Source organism: Actinospongiicola halichondriae (assembly GCF_049103745.1).
Taxonomy (GTDB): domain Bacteria; phylum Actinomycetota; class Acidimicrobiia; order Acidimicrobiales; family Salinilacustritrichaceae; genus Salinilacustrithrix; species Salinilacustrithrix halichondriae.
In genome coordinates this window covers 3,667,283-3,686,451 of sequence record NZ_CP171622.1, presented here as the reverse complement: position 1 = coordinate 3,686,451, position 19,169 = coordinate 3,667,283, and the positions used below count along the sequence as shown (strand labels likewise).

General features: G+C 69.0%; 18 protein-coding genes. 9 read left to right on the top strand and 9 right to left on the bottom strand.

What is annotated here, in order from left to right:
• Nucleotides 1–24: 24 nt before the first annotated feature.
• The 4 genes from AB8619_RS18310 to AB8619_RS18295 form a co-directional block, all read right to left on the bottom strand.
• Entirely contained in the window at nucleotides 25–867 is an 843-nt protein-coding gene (locus AB8619_RS18310; RefSeq protein WP_436794062.1) for a glycosyltransferase family 2 protein, read from the bottom strand.
• 317 nt (nucleotides 868–1,184) lie between these two features.
• Nucleotides 1,185–2,408, bottom strand: coding sequence for an ABC transporter ATP-binding protein (locus tag AB8619_RS18305; RefSeq protein ID WP_436794061.1), 1,224 nt, complete (start codon nucleotides 2,406–2,408; stop codon nucleotides 1,185–1,187).
• A 9-nt stretch (nucleotides 2,409–2,417) separates the two neighbouring features.
• Entirely contained in the window at nucleotides 2,418–3,278 is an 861-nt protein-coding gene (locus AB8619_RS18300; protein WP_436794060.1) for an ABC transporter permease, read from the bottom strand.
• Between the two features lie 5 nt (nucleotides 3,279–3,283).
• A complete protein-coding gene (locus AB8619_RS18295; RefSeq protein WP_436794059.1) occupies nucleotides 3,284–4,240 on the bottom strand; it encodes a glycosyltransferase in 957 nt (318 codons plus the stop codon).
• A gap of 36 nt (nucleotides 4,241–4,276) precedes the next feature.
• On the opposite strand from AB8619_RS18295, the gene AB8619_RS18290 reads away from it, so the two are divergent.
• From AB8619_RS18290 to AB8619_RS18255, 8 genes are all read left to right on the top strand, one after another.
• Nucleotides 4,277–5,503 (top strand): glycosyltransferase family 4 protein, encoded by a 1,227-nt coding sequence (locus tag AB8619_RS18290; RefSeq protein ID WP_436794058.1) that lies wholly within the window; start codon nucleotides 4,277–4,279, stop codon nucleotides 5,501–5,503.
• A complete protein-coding gene (locus AB8619_RS18285; protein ID WP_436794057.1) occupies nucleotides 5,500–6,561 on the top strand; it encodes a glycosyltransferase in 1,062 nt (353 codons plus the stop codon). The genes AB8619_RS18290 and AB8619_RS18285 overlap by 4 nt, the downstream gene beginning before the upstream one ends.
• Before the next feature lie 20 nt (nucleotides 6,562–6,581).
• Nucleotides 6,582–8,759: a hypothetical protein gene (locus AB8619_RS18280; RefSeq protein WP_436794056.1), complete on the top strand. Its 2,178-nt coding sequence runs from the start codon at nucleotides 6,582–6,584 to the stop codon at nucleotides 8,757–8,759.
• A gap of 2 nt (nucleotides 8,760–8,761) precedes the next feature.
• Nucleotides 8,762–9,484 carry a LysM peptidoglycan-binding domain-containing protein gene (locus AB8619_RS18275; protein WP_436794055.1) on the top strand — a complete coding sequence of 241 codons (723 nt, stop codon included), beginning with the start codon at nucleotides 8,762–8,764 and terminating at the stop codon, nucleotides 9,482–9,484.
• A 144-nt stretch (nucleotides 9,485–9,628) separates the two neighbouring features.
• Nucleotides 9,629–10,234 carry a 16S rRNA (guanine(527)-N(7))-methyltransferase RsmG gene (locus AB8619_RS18270; RefSeq protein ID WP_436794054.1) on the top strand — a complete coding sequence of 202 codons (606 nt, stop codon included), beginning with the start codon at nucleotides 9,629–9,631 and terminating at the stop codon, nucleotides 10,232–10,234.
• Nucleotides 10,235–10,357: 123 nt separating this feature from the next.
• Nucleotides 10,358–11,677, top strand: a complete 1,320-nt coding sequence (locus AB8619_RS18265; RefSeq protein ID WP_436794053.1) for an AAA family ATPase — start codon at nucleotides 10,358–10,360, stop codon at nucleotides 11,675–11,677.
• 27 nt (nucleotides 11,678–11,704) lie between these two features.
• Nucleotides 11,705–12,616 (top strand): ParB/RepB/Spo0J family partition protein, encoded by a 912-nt coding sequence (locus tag AB8619_RS18260; RefSeq protein ID WP_436794052.1) that lies wholly within the window; start codon nucleotides 11,705–11,707, stop codon nucleotides 12,614–12,616.
• 583 nt (nucleotides 12,617–13,199) lie between these two features.
• The gene (locus AB8619_RS18255) at nucleotides 13,200–15,161 is read left to right on the top strand and encodes a hypothetical protein (RefSeq protein WP_436794051.1); all 1,962 of its coding nucleotides are present in this window, start codon (nucleotides 13,200–13,202) and stop codon (nucleotides 15,159–15,161) included.
• A 226-nt stretch (nucleotides 15,162–15,387) separates the two neighbouring features.
• On the opposite strand, the gene trxA is transcribed toward AB8619_RS18255, so the two are convergent.
• The 3 genes from trxA to AB8619_RS18240 form a co-directional block, all read right to left on the bottom strand.
• Nucleotides 15,388–15,708, bottom strand: a complete 321-nt coding sequence (trxA, locus tag AB8619_RS18250) for a thioredoxin (protein ID WP_436794050.1) — start codon at nucleotides 15,706–15,708, stop codon at nucleotides 15,388–15,390.
• A gap of 155 nt (nucleotides 15,709–15,863) precedes the next feature.
• Nucleotides 15,864–16,871, bottom strand: a complete 1,008-nt coding sequence (gene trxB, locus AB8619_RS18245; protein ID WP_436794049.1) for a thioredoxin-disulfide reductase — start codon at nucleotides 16,869–16,871, stop codon at nucleotides 15,864–15,866.
• A gap of 93 nt (nucleotides 16,872–16,964) precedes the next feature.
• Nucleotides 16,965–17,336 (bottom strand): hypothetical protein, encoded by a 372-nt coding sequence (locus AB8619_RS18240; protein WP_436794048.1) that lies wholly within the window; start codon nucleotides 17,334–17,336, stop codon nucleotides 16,965–16,967.
• 84 nt (nucleotides 17,337–17,420) lie between these two features.
• Between AB8619_RS18240 and AB8619_RS18235 the strand changes: the two genes are divergently transcribed.
• Entirely contained in the window at nucleotides 17,421–17,834 is a 414-nt protein-coding gene (locus AB8619_RS18235; protein ID WP_436794047.1) for a hypothetical protein, read from the top strand.
• Here the strand turns inward: AB8619_RS18235 and AB8619_RS18230 are convergent.
• Nucleotides 17,753–18,508, bottom strand: coding sequence for a hypothetical protein (locus AB8619_RS18230; protein ID WP_436794046.1), 756 nt, complete (start codon nucleotides 18,506–18,508; stop codon nucleotides 17,753–17,755). The genes AB8619_RS18235 and AB8619_RS18230 overlap by 82 nt on opposite strands.
• Nucleotides 18,505–19,161, bottom strand: a complete 657-nt coding sequence (locus tag AB8619_RS18225; RefSeq protein WP_436794045.1) for an RNA polymerase sigma factor — start codon at nucleotides 19,159–19,161, stop codon at nucleotides 18,505–18,507. Before AB8619_RS18225 ends, AB8619_RS18230 begins: the two co-directional genes overlap by 4 nt.
• Nucleotides 19,162–19,169: the final 8 nt, after the last annotated feature.

Genomic DNA, 19,169 nt, shown 5'->3' with positions numbered 1-19,169 from the left:
AAGCCCGGAATTTGGGATGCCCGGTCAGACCCGGGCGTTGCGCCGCTCGGTCAGGAGGGTGCGGAGAACTCGGAAGCCGTCGCGGAACGTGCGCAGGTTCGATTCGCCGTGGAGGCGACGGGCCTCGTGGCTGGGGACCTCGACGACACTGAGGTCGGCCTTGGCGGCACGGACGTTGACGAGGGTCTCGATCTCGAAGCCGTCGCAGTCGAGATCCAGCTTCTCCAGGGCGTGACTCCAGAAAGCCATGTAGCCGTAGCAGAGGTCGGTGTGGCGGACGCCGTAGAGGGCCGCGAAGACCATGTTGAGTCCGTCGTTGCCCCACTTGCGCAACGGGGTGATGTCGGCCGAGCCGCCGCCTTCCATCTGGCGGGAGCCGGTGACGACGTCGGCGCCGTTGGCCAGGGCCTCGATGTAGCGCGGGATCTCACGGGGCGACATGGAACCGTCGGCGTCGATCATGACGATGATGTCGCCGGTGGCGGCGTCGAAGCCGGCGCGGAGGGCGTCGCCCTTGCCCTTGCCGGTCTGGTGCACGACCTTGATGTCGGGGCGGATCGCGGTGGCGACGGCGACGGTGTCGTCGGTCGAGCGACCGTCGACGAGGATGACCTCGGCCACGCCCGGGGGGAGCTGCGGGAGCAGGTACGGGAGGTTGAGCGCCTCGTTCATCGCCGGGATGACCACCGAGACGGTCACCTCGACGTGGAGGTCGGCGTCGCCACGGAGCACCCAGCGGGGCTCGTCGTCGACGTGGATGGCGAAGCGATCGTGACGTGCGTCCGAGCTGAGCACCGACCCGGCGCCCACCGCGTGGAGGCTGCTGGCCGTCTTGGGCCGGTGGGATGCGATCTCGTGCAACGTCATGTCTTCTCCGATGTCGGGTGCAGAACGCCCGGCGTGTCCGCCGTCAGGTGTCCGTGTGTGTCGAATGGGTCTCGACGAGGTGTCGATGTCCAACACACTCACGTCCTGAACCGTTGATCACAAGGTCGGGACGCCGCTTTCCGCACGGAATGCATGGGCCTTTTGGCCATTCTTGCGTCGATGTCCGAATTCACGCGCGGTTCGTAGGGTTCTCTCCCTCCAACGTCACGTTCCGTGACGAAATGTTGCGTTTACCGAGCAAGAGCCCAGCACGCATCGTGGTGGTCGGTCACCAAGAGCGCGCGTCTGCGTACGGGTCAGAGGATGTGGAACGGTGCGGAGAGGAGGCTGTCGGGTCGGGTGCCCGGATCGCTGGCCTGGTCGATCCGCACGATGAACGCCGGATCGAGGTGGTCGAACGCACCGCTGCCGATGCGTCGAGTGGCCGGATTGGCCAGCCGCAGTCCGAGTCGGTAGCGACCGGCCACCAGCGGGAGGTGACCGAGCGTGACCTCGACGGTCTGGGTTCCGCCGCCGAGCTCGACGTCACCCTCCGTGAGATGGGCGGTGTCCACACTGAGCAGCAGGACACCGCTCTCGGAGGTGATGGTCACCCCCAGTGACGGCACGGTGACCGGACCGTCGGCGTCGATCTCCAGGCGCAGCCGGAGCTCGCCGTTGTCGGAGCGGACGATCGTCGCGGCCCGGAATCGTGCCTCGCCGCTCCCGGATCGTTCCACGTCGGCGAGGTCCATCCGCTCGCCCAACTCGGCGACGACGCCGCTCATGGCCAGGTACTGGCGGGCGACCTCGTCGGCCGGTCCGTCGGCCAGCAGCGAGCCCTTGTCGATCAGCAGGCAACGGTCGCACAGGCGGGTGGTCACGTCGATGTTGTGACTGACGAAGAGCACGGTGCGTCCGGCCCGGGCGACGTCGTTGATCTTCCCGAGGCACTTGCGTTGGAACCGCTCGTCGCCGACGGCCAGCACCTCGTCGACGGCCAGCACCTCGGCGTCGAGGTGGGCGGCAACCGTGAAGGCGAGCCGCATGTACATGCCGACCGAGTACCGCTTGACCGGGGTCGACATGAACTCGGCCAACTCGGAGAACTCGATGATCTCGTCCAACTTGGCCTGGATGCTGCGCCGCGACATCCCGAGGATCGATCCGTTGAGGAAGACGTTCTCGAGGCCGGTCAACTCCGGATGGAACCCGGCGCCCACCTCGAGCAGCGATCCGACCTGTCCGCGGATCTGGATCCGACCCTCGGTGGGACTCGTGACCCGCGAGAGGATCTTGAGGAGCGTCGACTTGCCGGCGCCGTTGCGTCCGATGAGGCCGACGATCTCGCCCGGCGCGATCTGGGCGGAGATGTCGCGGATGGCCCAGATCGACTTGATCGGCGCCGGGGGCGGGCGCCGGCCGACCACGGTCAGGGCGGCGTTGGTGATCGCGTCGCGCAGGGCGCCGTAGTTCTCGTGTTCTCCCAGCGTGTAGTGCTTGCCCACGCCCTCGATCGAGACGGCCCAGTCGTCAGTCACGGATGCAGCTCACAGTGCGTCGGCGAAGGTGCGTTCGCTGCGATGGAAGGCGTAGCACCCGCCGACGAGCATGAGGACGGCGGCAGCGACCGAGGCGATGACCGCGGTGGCCGGAGGGAACGGGGTGCCCAGGACCGACCACCGGACACCGTCGATGGCCGTGACCATCGGGTTGAGGGCGTACACGGGCCGCCAGGCGTCGGGCACGAGCGAGCTCGGGTAGACGACCGGCGTGGCGAACATGCCGACCTGGATGAAGAACGGGACGGCGTAGCGGACGTCGCGGTACTTCACGTTGAGGCTCGACAGCAGGGCGCCGGCACCGAGCAGCCCGATCGTCACCAGCAACACGAACGGGACCACGGCCACGACCGTCCACGACAGACCGACGCCCTGGATCATGGTCAGGATGCACAACAGGACGAGCGCGATGCCCAGGTCGAGGAGGCCGGCGAGGATGGGCGAGAGCGGCATCATGATGCGCGGCAGGTACACCTTCGACAGCAGCTTCTCGTTGTCGACCAGGCTGTTGGACGACAACGCGAGGGCGTTCGAGGCGTACAGCCACGGGACCAGGCCGGCGTAGGCGAAGAGCGAGTAGGGGACGTCGTCGGAGCCCACCCGCGCGAGACGGCCGAAGACGACGGTGAAGACCAGCATGGCGAGCAGCGGCTGCAACAGTGCCCAGACCACGCCAAGGGCCGTCTGCTTGTAGCGGATCTTGATGTCGCGCCAGACGAGGAAGCCCAGGAGTTCGTAGCGCTGGCGGAGTTCGGCCAGCGGGAGGATCGGCGTGCGAGCACGGGGCTCGATGACGATCAGGTCCGGGAGGACGCGCCCGCCGGCCGCCGACGCGTCTGCGCCGGCCACGCTGGTCATGTGATCGCCCGGTTCCGTCGGATCGTCCCCTCGACGTAGCCGACACCGGTCACCACGAGGCCGATGACGATCGCCGCGGCGCCCAGGAGGCCGTCGAGGCGACGAGGACCGGTGCCGAGACGTCGCAGGCGGCGGGCGGCACCGGCCGGGAGGGTCCGGCTGGCGTAGTGGCGCTCGCTCTCGAGCGCCTCGTCGGCTCCCGTCAGGCGGGCGACCGCGGCCTTGGAGCGCCCCTCGTTCAGGCAACGGGTCCAGAAGTAGTGCCAGCCGGCCCGGTCGGCGGGGACGTGGTGCGAGACCAGGGCGTCGGGCGAGTAGACGATGCGATGGCCCTGGCGACGGACCTGGATCGACAGTTCGGTCTCCTCGCAGCCCACGGGTACGGCGCCGACACGGCCGACCTCCTCGCGGAAGCCCCCGACATCGGTCATCAGGGTGCGGCGGAACGCCATGTTGGCGCCGATCGGGTTGCGGATCTCGGTCTCGACCTCGGGGAGGCCGACGTAGCTGCATCCGACGACCCACAGGAACTCGTCGGGGAACCAGCCCGGCTGCGCGGTCTCCCAGTCGGGGAGCACCCGTCCCCCGACCCCGCCCACGGAGTCGTCCGCGAGTGACGCAGCGGTGGCGGCGAGCCAGTCGACGTGGGCGGCGGCGTCGTCGTCGAGGAAGGCGACCACGTCGGCACTGGCCTCGGCGATGCCGGTGTTGCGGGCGCCGGAGAGGCCCTGCTTGTGGGCGTTGGGGAGCACCGTGTGGCCGGTGAACTCGGCCGACGACCGGGCGAGCAGTTCCTCGTTGTGGTCGATCACTACGATGAGGCGTGCCGCGGGGTGGCGCTGGGCCTCCACGGAGCGCACGGCGGCCACCAACTGGTCCCAGCGATCGAGGGTGTAGGCACAGATGACGACATCGATCTCGACGTCGGATCCGGTGGCTTCGATCGGGGACACAGCACGCATGTTGACCCATGGCCAGGGAGTCGGTCCATGCGGGTCCTGATGGTCGCGGACTTCTACGAGCCCTACGTGGGCGGTGTGGAGCAGCACGTCCGCTCGTTGTCGCACGGTCTCGTCGACCGTGGCCATGAGGTGGCGGTGGCCACGACGGCGACCGCTCGCGCGCCCCGTGGGGTCGTGGCCGACGGTCCGGTCGCGGTCCACCGGATCCCGACCCTGAGCGCACGGTTCGGACGGGCCCATGCCGCTGCCGACCGGCCCTGGGCCCCACCGATCGTCGATCCCGTGGCCAGCCGCCACCTGCGACGCCTGGTCCGCAGTTGGGCCCCGGACGTGGTCCACGGCCACGACTGGCTGGCTCGATCGGCCACGCCGTGGTGCCGCGATGGTGGCCCGGCGTTCGTGGCGACGCAGCACTACTACACACGTTCGTGTGCCCGGAAGGACCTGTGGCGCGACGGGGCGGTCTGTGCCGGACCCACGCTCCGCGGCTGCGTGGCCTGCACCGCCGACACCTATGGGGCGGCCCTGGCGGTCCCGGTCACGCTCGGCACCCGGCTCGGGGCGCGGTCCGAGGACCGGGCGAGCCGAGCGACGATCGCGGTCAGCGAGGCGACGGCCACCGGAAACCGTACCCCCCCAGGGTATTCGGTGATCCCGAACCTGTTGCCACCGCCCCGGATCGCGGCGCCGTCGGAGGTCGAGAGCGCACTGGACGCCCTTCCGCTGCCGCCGGTGCCCTTCGTCCTGTTCATCGGGGATCTCCGGCCCACCAAGGGCTTCCACACCCTCCTGGATGCGCTCAGCCGCCTCGACGACCCGCCGGCGCTGGTCGTCGTCGGGGAACGAGACCGATCGTCCCCCGACGAACTCCCCGCGCACGTGCACCATCTCGGCACGGTGGACAATGCCCTCGTCGGACCACTGCTCGAACGGTCGCGCTTCGCCGTCGTCCCGTCGGTGTGGGCGGAACCGTTCGGCATCGTGGCCATCGAGGCCATGACTGCTGGTCGGGCCGTGGTCGCCTCCGACACCGGCGGCCTCGGCGAACTCGTCGAGCCCGGCGTCACCGGCCTGTTGACACCTCCCGGCGACGCCGTCGCCCTCGCCGGTGCCATCGAGGAGCTCTGGAACGACCCCGAGCGAGCCGAGGCGATGGGTCGAGCCGGCCGGACGGCGGCATCGCGCTACCGCCCCGAGCGAGTGGTTCCCCTCGTCGAGGCGGTGTACGAGACGGTCGTGCGGAACGGGCGATGACGGACTCCCCCGAGACCCAGGACATCCCCGGCCGGGTGTCGATCGTGATCACCAATCGTGACTACGGCCGATTCCTGCGAGCCGCAGTCGACAGCGCGCTGGCCCAGGACGATGTCGAGGTGATCGTGGTCGACGACGGGTCGACCGACGATTCGCTGGCGACGCTGGCCGACTACGGCCGGATGATCACGGTCGTGGAGCTCGACGGGCAGGGCCAGGCCGCGGCGATGAACGCCGGGTTCGCCGTCACCACCGGAGACCTCGTGGTGTTCCTCGACGCCGACGACGTGTTGGCGCCGGGGGCGGTGCCGCGCGCCCGGCCGTGCTTCTCGGACCTCGCGGTGGCGCGCGTGCATGCACCGCTGCGCAGAGTCGATGTGCACGGCGCGCCGATCGGTGGAACAGTACCTCCTGTGATTTCGGTGCTCCCGCATGGGGACCTACGTCGCGCGGTCGTGCACCATCCCGACGACCTCGCCTGGCAGCCCACGTCGGGCAACGTCTACCGACGCGCGGCGTTGGCGGGGATCTTCCCGCTGCCCGAGGCCGAGTACCGCATCAGCGCCGATCACCTGCTCAACGCCCTCACCGCGCTCGTGGGCCGGGTCGGGCGGGTGCTCGAGATCGGTGGCGACTACCGCATCCACGGCGACAATGCCGATGCACGGTCGGCGTTCGACCTGGAGCGGGTCCAGGGAATCGTCGCTCGTTCGCAGGTCACGCACCGCCACATCGCCGCCCTGGCCGCGTCTCTGGGCCTGTCTGACGACGCGGCGACCGGTGTTTCGGTCAGTTTCGCCGGGAATCGCCTGGTCTCGCTCCGCCTCGGGCGCGCGACGCACCCGATCGCCGGGGATCGTCGGCGCACGGCATGGCGAGACGGCATCCGTGCCGCTCGCGGGCGCTCCGACCTCGGTGTTGCCCGTCGTGTGGCCGCTGCCGGCTTCATCACGGCGCTCGCGCTCGCGCCGCGTGCTTCGGTGGCGCCCCTCGCCCACCGGTTCCTGACGGGATCGACCGACGGTGGGCCACCACTGTCGACCTCGGGTACACGGTGATGGTGGTCCTCGATCGTCCCGTGGCCGCTGTTCCTGGGCCGATGGACCAGCGTCGGCGTGCGCAGGTCACCGCAGCGCTCGACATCGCGGTGGTCGTGACGGCCGCCTGTGTGGTCGCGGCCAGTGTCGGTGCCGACGACGTCTTCGGTCGCCGATGGATGGCGCTGTTCTTCTTCGTGATCGGCCCGGGGTGGGCCATCCAGCGTCGGAGCGGCCATCTGGCCAGCGCCGAGCACGTCTTCATCGCGGTCGGAACCAGTCTGGCGACGATGGCGGTCGTCGGGCACCTCACAGTCACGGTGCTGGCATGGCACTGGGCGCCGGTGATGGTCCTGGTCGCCACTGCTTCCGGCGGCGCCATCGCACTGCAGCGTTGGCGGACCGACGTCGTCGACGGGATCCCGACCCTCACCTGGGGACGGGATCACGAGCAGACCGACGTCGGCGACGACTCGACCGCCCACTGGCTGTCGCCGACGGTGTGGTGGACCGCCGTCGTGACCGGTCTCGTCGCCGGCGTCCTGGCGGTCGTCGGCCTCGCCGGTTCCGACGAACGGGCCATCGACGGCTACGGCCTCGTGGGCACGGTGCCGATCGTGACCTGGCTCGGCGTCGCGGTGTCGCTGGTGTGTCTGGCGGCCGTCCTCGGCTCTCGACCCCGTGATCACGCGGCGATGGCCGCCCTGACGGCCATGATCGCGCTGATCCTCCACGGCGCTCCGGGGCTGGTCGAGACCCACCCGCGGTTTCCGGTCGCGTGGTTGCACGTCGGTTTCATCGATCAGATCAGCACCAACGGCGCCCTGTTGCCCGATCTCGACGCCCGGTTCTCCTGGCCGGGGTTCTTCGCCGGAAGCGCCCTGCTCGACCAAGCGGCGGGAACGGCGGGGACGCTGTGGCTGGTCCGCTTCACCCCCGTGGTCATCACGCTGCTGGGCTGCCTCGGCATCTGGACGCTCGGGCGCCTCCTCGGACTCGGATCGGTCCCGACGGGTGCGGCCACCACGTTGTTCCTGGTCCTCGACTGGGCCGGTCAGGACTACTTCAGCCCCCAGGCGACGGCCTTCGTCCTCTACCTGACGGTGATCGTCCTGGTCCTGCGCTGGTTCGCCGGCCCCGGGCCCCGAGCGGAGAGTCGACTCGGGCGCCTCCTGCGGGTCCCGGCAGCGCCTGCGGGCGCGGGCGACGCCATCGACGAGGAGGCGACGGCGATCCGGTGGCGAGTGCTGGCCGTCGTCGGTCTGGCCGGGGCGATGATCATCACCCACCAGCTGACACCCGGCTTCCTCACGGTGATCTTGTTGGCGCTGGGGCTCGCCGGGTTGATCCGCCTGCGTTGGCTGGGCGTCATGGTCGGACTCCTGACCGTCGCCTGGCTGTCGTTCGGCGGCGAGGCCTGGTGGCTCGGCCATCTCGACACGCTCACCGGCTCGGTCGGCAACGTCCGCTCGATCGTCGAGGACAACGTCGGCCAACGCACCGGTGGCGCCGCTGCGGCTCGCGAGCTCGTCCTGCGGAGTCGTCTGGGTCTCAGTGCCGGTGTCTGGCTGGTCGTGGGGGCGTCGCTCCTGCGCTTCTGGCGGGGACGTCCGGAGCCCCGTGTCCTCTTCCTGGCGGCCATGTTCGCCACGCCGTTCCCCCTCCTCGTGCTCCAGCCCTACGGCGGCGAGCTGTTGATCCGGATCTACTTCTTCGTCCTGCCGGCCGCCGTCCTGGTGCTCGGACACACGCTGTTCCCGGACGGGGCCGGCCCGAGCGTGCGCCGGGCGGTGCTCGCCGCTGTCTCGGTGGCCGTACTGCCGGTCCTGGTGCTGGCTCGCTACGGGAACGAGCAGTTCGAGACGGTCACCGACGACGACCTCGCCACCGTGCAGGTTCTGCTCGAGTCGGCGCCCACCGGTGCCGATGTCTTCATCGTGAACGGTCAGGCCCTCGTGAACGTCGACCGCGTCGGCGAACTGCGCTACGTGTCCGTGTCGCCCCCGTCGGCGACCGGGATCGTGCGCGCGATCCGTGAGGCCGATGAGGCCAGCGGCTACTTCGTGTACCTGAGCCGTCCCCAGGAGGTCTTCGGTCAGCAGACCGTGAGCCGTGCCGACGGCTGGCTCACCCAGGTCGGCGACGACTTGGTGGCGACCGGCTTGTTCGAGGTCCACCGGCATGACGCCGGCGGCACCGTCCTGGAGTACCAGCCATGATCGTGGCCAATCTCTTCGGTGCGGACCGCGACACCATCGATGCCGTGACCGACGTGCTCGGTATCGGTGCGGTGCTGGTGGCGCTGGCGCTCTTCGTGCTGCTCGAGTCCCGGCGGGCCGCCGGGCGCGCCGCGTCCCGCGGGCTCGGGGTGAGCGCCTTCGCCGTGACGGTGCTGGCGCTGGTGATCATCGGTGGCCGTTTCCAGTGGATCCCGGACGCCGCGGACAGTGAGTCGGCGGCGTCCGTGTCCCCCAGCACCACGGTGGGCACCGACGATTCGACGCCCTCGACCACCACCTCCTCGACTGCAGTGACGACCACGGTGGATGAGGGCGACGTCGCTCCGGACGGCGCTGATGTGTCGACCACGACGGTCGTCGTCGGTCCGCCGGCCCCGCCGGCCCCGCCGACCACGTCGCCGAGCGAGGCCGTGCCGCCCGACACGGTCGACGACCCGATCGGGGTCGATGCTCCTGTCGATCCGGGCCGCGGGCCGCCGGCAGCATCGACCTATGAGGTCGTCGACGGCGACAACTTCTGGTCGATTGCCGAGACGATGCTGGAGACGGACACCGGCGGCCCCGTTTCCGATGCCCAGGTCGTGTCATACTGGCAGACCCTGATCGACGCCAACGCCGACCAGTTGGTCGAGCCGGGGAACCCGGATCTGATCGTGCCCGGCCAGATGCTCGACGTCCCGCCCATCGGCGGCGCAGCGCCCTGATCCCGGTGATCGGCGTGGCCTGATCACCGACAGCGCAACGCAACGCTCGGCCGACGCCCTGCGCCGATGCCCGAGTCGACGTTTCACGTGGAACACCCGCCATTCGGGCGCGCCAGTCCTGACCGGAAGTGCCACACTGCACGGATGGAGCCGTGGGAGACGACCGTTCTGGCGTGCTGGGCGCGTGGCCAGGACCGCTCAGCGGTCGGACCGGGTCCGCTGGAGGAGCATCTGGCCCATGCCAAGGCCCTGGCGGCCCATTTCCGGCCCGACGAGGCGTCTGGACTCGATGTCGGCACTGGTGCCGGCGTTCCGGGCCTCGCTCTGGCCGGCTACCTCCCGGAGATGCGCTGGGTGTTGCTCGATGCCGCTCGCCGACGAATCGTGGTGGTGCAGGAGGCGATCGACGCCCTCGGGTGGAATGACCGGGTGACTGCGGTCCATGGACGGGCCGAGGATCGCCGACTGCTTCCGCCTCGGTCCTTCGACGTCGTCGTCGCTCGCCTGTTCGGGCCACCGGCGGTGACGGCCGAGTGCGCCGCCCCGCTGGTTCGCCACGGGGGGCGTGTGCTGGTGACCGAGCCGCCGGATGCCGAGGCGCGTTGGTCGACCGACGGGCTCGCCCCCCTGGGGCTCTCGCTGGGCGAGCGGTCTGCGTCACCATCGATGCAAGAGCTCCGCGCGACCGGTGATCCGGAAACGCGGTTTCCCCGGAAGGCCGGCGTGGCCCGCAAGCGACCGTTGTGGTGACCGTGCGGCGGGTGTTTCACGTGAAACGTAAATCTACGGTACGTAGGATAATGTTTGCCGTTTCACGTGAAACCTTCCAGCGGTTCTTGACCCCCGACCCCTCCGACCGCCACCATGGGTGACGTGCCTGATCCCGACTCCCTCGCGGCTCGCGGCGCCGCCATCTTCGACACGCTGCGCGACGCCGAGGTCGAAACGGAAGCGCCCGAGAATCCGGCCGAAACCCCAGCCGAGAGTCCAGCCGAAACCCCGGCCGAAGATGCTGATTTCGGCGGACTCGACGCCGAAGGAGCGGGAGCGCCGGCCCCGGAAGCCCCAGGCGACCTCGACCGTGACGATCCGACCGTGATCGACGCAGAAGAGGCAACAGAATCCACGGAGAGCACCGAATCCGCGCCGGTGGAGACTCCGCACGCCGTCGAACCGACGCACACCGAGGCAGAGGCCCCCGTCGCCGACGCTGCCGAGGATGCTCCCCCGGCTCCCCCCGCTCCGGCGGTCCCCCGCCCGCCGACCATGCCGGCCGAGGCGCAGAGCACCGGCCTCGCAGGAGGGCTCCCGGGGATCGAGGACGTCACCGAGTTGGTGCAGGCCACGGCGGTCCCGGCCGTTGGACCGACGGCAGAGCCGGCCCCGAGCCGTGTCGACGCCGCAGGCCACGCCTTGCCCCGCATCATGGCCGTGGCCAACCAGAAGGGCGGCGTGGGCAAGACCACGACCGCCGTGAACCTCGGTGCGGCCCTGGCCGAGGCGGGCTATCGCACCCTCGTGGTCGACCTCGACCCCCAGGGAAACGCCAGTACCGGCCTCGGCATCAACATCCGAGACCTCCAGCTGTCGATGTACGACGTCGTGATCCACGAGGCGAGCATCGACGACACCATCGAGGCCACGGCGATGCGGAACCTCTTCGTGGCGCCCGCCAGCCTCGACCTCGCGGGTGCCGAGATCGAGCTCGTCCCAGCCTTCTCCCGTGAGCTCCGGCTCCGGCATGCGCTGGCCGAGGTGCACGACGACTACGACTACGTCCTCATCGATTGCCCACCGTCGCTGGGCCTGCTCACGGTCAACGGCCTCGCTGCCGCCGCCGAGGTGCTGGTGCCCATCCAGTGCGAGTACTACGCCCTCGAGGGCCTGGGGCAGCTCCTACGCAACGTGGCCCTGGTCCAGCGAAACCTCAATCAGAAGCTGCAGGTCTCGACGTTCGTGTGCGTGATGTACGACGCCCGGACCAAGCTCGCCGACCAGGTGGTGACCGAGGTCCGGTCGCACTTCGGCGACAAGGTCTGTCGAATCGTGGTCCCCCGAACGGTCCGGCTGTCCGAGGCACCCTCGTATGGCCAGCCGATCCTGGCCTTCGACCCCCGTTCACGGGGTGCGATCGCCTATCGCGAACTCGCTCGTGAGATCAGTGGTGGCGCCAGGGCCGAGTCCGATGACTGATGGCATGCACAGGAAACAGGGGAACCGATGAGTCGTAAATCCGGTCTGGGCCGTGGCCTCGGGGCACTGATCCCCACCGAGTACACCGAAGAAGGTGGCTCGATGGCCGACATCGAGGGGATGATCGAGATCCCCATCGCCGCGGTCACGCCCAATCCTCGTCAGCCGCGCGTCCATTTCGACGAGGAGTCGCTGGCGGGGCTCACGGCGTCGATCAGCGAACTGGGCGTGCTCCAGCCGATCCTGGTGCGCTCCGTCGGAGACGGCCGGTTCGAGCTCATCGCCGGAGAACGCCGCTGGCGCGCCGCCAAGCGGGCGGGTCTCCAGACCGTGCCCGTGGTCGTGCGCCACGCCGACACCGATGCCGAACTGCTCGAGCAGGCGCTGGTCGAGAACCTGCACCGCGCCGACCTCAACGCCATCGAAGAAGCGGCCGCCTTCCAGCAGCTCATCGAGGATTTCGGCCTCACCCAGGAGGCGGTGGCGGTCCGGGTCGGGAAGAGTCGTGCCGCGGTCTCGAACACGCTCCGTCTGTTCCAGCTGCCCCCGGCGATCCAGGGCCTGGTGGCCGACGGTCAGCTCAGCGCTGGTCATGCCCGAGCGCTGCTCGGCACGCCGGATCGTGACTTCCAGGCCGAACTGTCCCGTCGCATCGTTCGTGATCGCCTGTCGGTACGCGAGACCGAGGATGCTGTCCGTACGCACGAGGCCGGAGGCGAGGCCGCCCCGACGCCGGCGGCCAAGTCGGCGCCGACCAAGTCCGACCGTTCCTCCCGTCCGTTGCCCGAACCCGGGTTCCTCGAACTCGAACAGCTCCTGTCCGATCACCTCGACACTCGAGTCTCGATCACCAGTGGAGCCGGCACCGGCAAGCTGGTCGTGCAGTTCGCCGATCTCGCCGACCTGGAGCGCATCTACAAGGCCATGGTCGGGGCCTGAAACCCCGTGTTCACGGGGTTCGACGGCCTCGAGGCGTCAGCCTGAAGTGCACGAACAGGGTGTAGTCCACATCGAGTGTCCACAGCTGGGGATTGGCTGTGGACAACTGATGAGCATGCCGCCGACCGACGGCCGGCGTAGCGGCGCCGATCTCCGCGTATCGGCGCGATCCGTACGAAACGGACAGGGCTCGATCCGTCATTCCGGGGCGATTCATCACGGAACGTGATCCTTCGAGCCGATCCGCTACGCAACGCAGGAAAACGACCGACCAACGACCGCGAAGCGTCGATTGGCCACCACGCTACGTGAGGAAGGGGCCGAGAAACCTCGGCAAAAGGCGAGAATCCGGCAATGTGCCGTGCCATCGGACACAAATCTGGGTCGTTGGGCCTAGGTCCGGCGGCCGGACGTGGGGAACACTCGTCGGAGACGGCACGAGATGTCGTCGCGGAACGTGATGATCCGGGATGTCTGTCCGAGCATGGACGAGACGGTCGCCTGACACCCCGGGGAGCGAGTGGCGAGACCGATCCGTTCCTGTCACCGGGCTGGGCCCGGACGATTCCGAGCGGAGATCGAAGTGAAGAACCAATCGAACATGCGCATCCGAGGCATCGATGCCTCGAGCAGCGCCTCGTCGCTGTGGTGTACAGCGACCGGTGTCGGCCGCAAGGCCGCCGCCACCCTGGGTGCCATCGGCATCCTGCTCTTCGGCCTGATCGTGATGTCGGCCGCACCGGCTGGCGCGCATCACCCGGTCATCACCGGCGAGGCCACGTGCGTCGACGGCCAGCTGAGCATCAACTGGACGGCGAGGACCTGGACCAACAGCGGTTGGGGCCAGTACATCTCGCCCAACCACATCGACGGTGCCCCCAAGTTCATCGGCACCAGCACCACGCCGAACCCCGACGGCACCGAGGCCTTCGGCTACATCGTCCTGACGAAGACGCTCGACGGCGGCGCTCCGAGCGTCGTGGATCCCGAGATCGAGTTCACGCCGACCAACGCCGGCATGGAGTCGGGGACGTTCGCGGTGACCGCCGCCGACTTCCCCGTCACCCTCAATGTCGACGACATGGGTCGCTGGAAGAACAACGGCGGTACCGGCGGCAGCAATGCCGAACAGACGATCGTCATCGACGAGCCCGACCTCGACTGCGATCCCTGCGACGGCATCGGTGACCTCGGCCCGGACTGCGAGCCCTGCGACGACATCGGTGACTTCGGCGAAGACTGTGAGCCCTGCGACGCCGTCGGCCCGCTCGGTGAGGACTGCGCCCCCTGCGACGACATCGGTCCGCTCGGTGAGGAGTGCTTGCCCTGTGACGACATCGGCTACCCCGCCGATGACTGTGAGCCGTGCGACGAGTACGGCCCGCTGGGCGAGGAGTGCGAGCCGTGTGATGACATCGGCCCGCTCGGTGAGGACTGCGAGCCGTGTGATGACATCGGCCCGCTCGGTGAAGAGTGTGAGCCGTGTGATGACATCGGCCCGCTCGGTGAGGACTGTGAGCCGTGTGATGACATCGGTCCGCTCGGTGAAGAGTGTGAGCCGTGTGATGACATCGGCCCGCTCGGTGAAGAGTGTGAGCCGTGTGATGACATCGGTCCGCTCGGTGAGGACTGCGAGCCGTGTGATGACATCGGTCCGCTCGGTGAAGAGTGTGAGCCGTGTGATGACATCGGTCCGCTCGGCGAGGACTGCGAGCCCTGCGACGACATCGGTGACTTCGGTGCGGAGTGTGAGCCGTGTGATGACATCGGCCCCCTCGGTGCCGACTGTGACCCGTGTGATGACATCGGCGAGGTCGATGCCGACTGCTTGCCCTGTGATGACATCGGCATTCCGGCCGATGACTGTGAGCCGTGCGACGAGTACGGCCCGCTGGGCGAGGAGTGCTTGCCGTGTGATGACATCGGCGATCCCGCTGATGACTGTGAGCCGTGCGACGACTTCGGTCCGCTGGGCGAGGACTGCGAGCCCTGTGATGACATCGGTCCGCTCGGTGAAGAGTGCGAGCCCTGTGATGACATCGGTCCGCTCGGCGAGGACTGCGAGCCCTGTGATGACATCGGCCCGCTCGGCGAGGACTGCGAGCCCTGTGACGACATCGGCCCGCTCGGCGAAGAGTGCGAGCCCTGTGACGACATCGGCCCGCTCGGCGAAGAGTGCGAGCCCTGTGACGACATCGGCCCGCTCGGCGAGGACTGCGATCCTTGCGACGACATCGGCGAACTGGGCGAGGACTGCGATCCTTGCGACGACATCGGCCCGCTCGGTGACGACTGTGAAGAGGTCGACGCCGACGAGGTCTGTGACGATGGCTCCAAGGCCACCGACACGGACGGCGACGGCGTTGCCGACGAGTGCCCCGAGGTGCTCGACAACGTCATCGTGACGCCGGCGGCACAGCCGACGTCGACCGGCACCCTCGCCTTCACCGGTGCGAGCTCGATGACCGTGGCAGCCGGAGCCCTCATGCTCCTGCTCCTCGGCTTCGGTCTCACCCTGGCCGGCAAGGAACTCGCCGACGCCTGATCTGACGGAGCGCTGGTCGGGACACCGGCCAACGACGCGTCAATCCAATCGTTCCCCGCTCGGAACGAGACGTTCGAAGATCCACCCTCCTGCGAGGGTGGATCTTCGGCGCGCCTGCCCCCAGTCGCGGAACGGATGGGGGCCGGGACGCGAAACGGCCCGGTGGCTGGTGCCACCGGGCCGATCCGAGCGGATGTGCGGGCGTCGAGAACGACGCCGAGACGGGCTACAGGAACTCGGCGAGGTCCTCGAGCAGCGCACCCTTGCCCTTGGCGCCGATCATCTTCTTGGCCGGCTGGCCGTCCTTGAAGACGATGAGCGTCGGGATCGACATGACGTCGAAGCGGCGGGCGGTGTCCTGGTTCTCGTCGACGTTGAGCTTGACGACCTTGACCTTGCCGGCCTGCTCGGTCGCGATCTCGTCGAGGATCGGCGCGATCTGCTTGCACGGGCCACACCACTCGGCCCAGAAGTCGACGATGACGGCCTCTTCGGCCGAGCCGATGGTCTCGTCGAACGTGGCGTCGGTGACGGCGGTTGCAGCCATGTGATCAGTTCCTTCGGATTGGGGATACGACTTCTATAACCGGGCTGAGGGGTGGAGTATTTCCGAGAGCCGCTGAGCCGAAGCGCCAGCGAGGCGGGGGACGAGCAGCGCAACGCGTCTGCGTCGTACGCAAGCTGGCGACAACGGAGCCAGCTTCACCAATTCGTCTCGGTGCGCTGTTCGTCGATGTCGCCCTGGTCCTCGAGCCAGCGTTCGGCGTCGATGGCGGCCTGACAACCGGAGCCGGCGGCCGTGATGGCCTGGCGATAGGTGTGGTCCTGGACGTCGCCGCAGGCGAACACGCCCTCGACGTCGGTGTAGGACATCTTCTCGCGACCCTGGGCGCCGGTGATCAGGTAGCCGTTGTCCTCCATGGCCAACTGCCCCTTGAACAGGTCGGTGTTCGGGCGGTGTCCGATGGCGATGAACAGGCCGGTCACGTCGTCCATGACCGAGACCTCGTCGGTCTCGACGTTGCGGACCTTGATCCCGTCGAGTTTGGTGTCGCCCAGGTACTCCTCGACGACCGTGTTCCACAGGAACGAGATCTTCGGGTTCTTCTCGGCGCGGTCCGCCATGATCTTCGACGCTCGCAGCTCGCCCCGGCGGTGGATGATGGTCACCTTCGAGGCGAACTTCGTGAGGAACGTGGCTTCCTCGACGGCCGAGTCGCCGCCGCCGATCACGGCGATGTGCTGATCGCGGAAGAAGAACCCGTCGCAGGTCGCGCAGGTCGACACGCCGTGTCCGATGAGCTCGTTCTCGCGGGGGAGGTTCAGCATCAGGGACTGCGCGCCGGTCGACACGATCACGGTGCGGCCGCGGTAGGTCGGCTCGGGAGCGTCGGGATCGCCGACCCAGACACCGAAGGGCCGCGCCGAGAAGTCGACCTTCGAGACCTTCTCGGTCCGGATGTCGGCACCGAATCGCAGGGCCTGCTCGCGCATGCCGACCATGAGGTCGGGACCCATGACGCCGGTCGGGAAGCCGGGGAAGTTCTCGACCTCGGTCGTCAGCATCAGCTGGCCGCCGGGCTGGTCGGTGGTCGACGAGGGCTCGCCCTCGATCACCAGCGGATCCAGGCTCGCCCGAGCGGTGTAGATCGCGGCGGTCAGCCCTGCAGGGCCCGATCCGACGATGATCACGTCGTGGATGGCGGTCATGGCGTTGTCGACTGCTTTCTTCGTTCGATGGTCCGTCCGTACAACCCGGACGGAGCGAGAATCATTCCCAGGATCGAGGGGAGGAAACGGGCCTCAGGCCTTGGGCTTCGCCCGTGCCTTCAACATGAACAACACGAACCCGATCACGAACAACACGGCGCCGAGGATCGAGTGCGCAGCCCAGGTGTGGGTCTCGCCGAACACGGAGTTCGGCAGGTAGTTGTCGAGCAGGCGGACGAGGCCGATCACCAGGATGATCAGCGCCACCGTTCCCAGGGAGATCGCAAACGCCGCGAAGATCGCATAGCGGGCCGCCTTGAGCACGGGCCCGGTGGTCTTGTCGCGGATGTTGCCGACCTGGGTGACGATCGCGTCGGTGGCCTGCGCCGGCCAGTCCTTGTTCGCGTCCGGTTCGGCATCGGCGGGATTCGCCGGTGCGGGCGTGGCGGGCGACGTCTTGGCCATGGTCCGTCACCCTACCCAGGACCGCCGCCGGGCCAGACGCTGAGCCGCTGCGGCCCGCGGCGGCGCGGCACGTAGCGTGTGTCCGTGGTCAATCTCCGTGTCCTCGTTGCGATGACCGTCGGCGCGCTCGTCGCTTCGGTCGGAGCGCTGTTCCTCGGTGAGTACGAGTTCGACGAGGCGCTCCCCATCGCGGCTGGTCCGTTGCTGGCGTTCATCGTCGCCGAGATCGTGGTGTCGATCGGCCGCCACCGATCGCGGACCATGGCAGCGATCCTCGCCACCTGGGGTGCTGTCGCCGTGCTGTTGGCCGGCCACCTCGACACGAACGGGGTCGAGTCGATCAAGACCGGCGCCTACGTGTCGGCCGCGCTCGCCGCGCTCGCCGCCGGCGCACGGGGCAATGCCTGGCGTGCGGACTACAGGACCCGGTCGTCGAGCAAGGTGCAGGACGCCTCGTCGAGCACGGCGATCCGGACCCGGGTCTCTTCCGACTCGTAGAGGACGACGATCACTGCGGTGTCGTCGCCGGCGATCTGCACGTTCACGTACTCGAAGGTCACGACGTCCAACGGCGACACACCGACGCCGTTGGCGGCGTCACAGGTCGCGAACGACTCGTCGTCGTCGGCCGTTGCACCGGAACTGGCGCGAGTCGTCGTCGACGCTGTGGGCTCGACGCCGTCCTCCGCAGCGTTGGTCCCGAAGCGACCACGGTACGACTCGATCAGGGTGTCGATGTCGTCGTAGGAGGCGGTCGCCAGGTCGGACTCCGGCGCCAGGGGCGCAGAGTCGCTCTCGAGCGCACCGGCGGCGTCTCGACTGGCCTCGTCGTCGAGGCCGCCGGAGTCCTCCATCGAGGTCTCGTCGGCACTCGAGGCCGCCATGTCGTCGTCGCCGCCGAGATCGATCTGGGTGGCGACCCCGACCACGGCGACCAACGCGAGAACCGCCGCTGCGGCGCCGAGGGGGATCCGCTGGTACCAGGACGTCGAGCGGGCGGACCGGATGTCGCGGACGCCGGTCGGTGCTTCGCCCTCGTGGATCTCGTCGAACGCGTCCATCGCCGCCGCCCGAGCGGCGTCGAGCACGCCGGACGGGGGAGGGGGAGCGGCGAGGCGCTCGCGGAGCGCTTCGGTCTCCTCGGGGCGCAGTTCGGGGGTCGGGTCGGTCATGGCTGGCTACTTGGACGTCGATCGGACGGCGGCTGGTTCCCCGGATCGCTCTCGGCTTCCCCGGGCTCGTCACCGAGGTCGAGCAGCTGCGCCAGCCGGCCTCGGGCCCGTGCGATGCGCGAGCGGACGGTGCCCGCCGGGATGTCGAGGATGGCGGCGATCTCCGCGTAGTCGTGGCCGCCGAGGTCGCGGAGCACGACGGGGAGGCGGAACTCGTCGGGGAGTTGGGCGAGCGCATCGTCGACGCTGAGTCGCTCGGCGATCTCGTGGTCGACGGGCGCGGCCCGGTCGACGATCATGGCGCCGTCGCCGAGGTCCGGGTCGTCGTCGGGGAGTCCGAGCACCGGCCGTCGGCCCCGTCGTCGCAGTTCGTCGAGACAGGCATTGGTGGCGACGCGGTGGGCCCAGGTGGTGAAGCGGGCCCGCCCGTCGAAGGTGTCGAGGCGCCGCACGATGAGGACCATGGCTTCCTGGAGGGCGTCGGCGGCGTCGGCGTCGTTGCCGGCCAGACGTCGACAGACCGCCCAGAGCCGGTCCTGGTGCCGACGGAGCAGGGTGTCCATCGCCTCGCGATCGCCGCCCTGCGCCGCGGTGACCAGAGCCTCGTCAGTCGGTTCGCCAGCGATGGCCCGAGCGTACCGACCGGCTCCCACGCCGACGG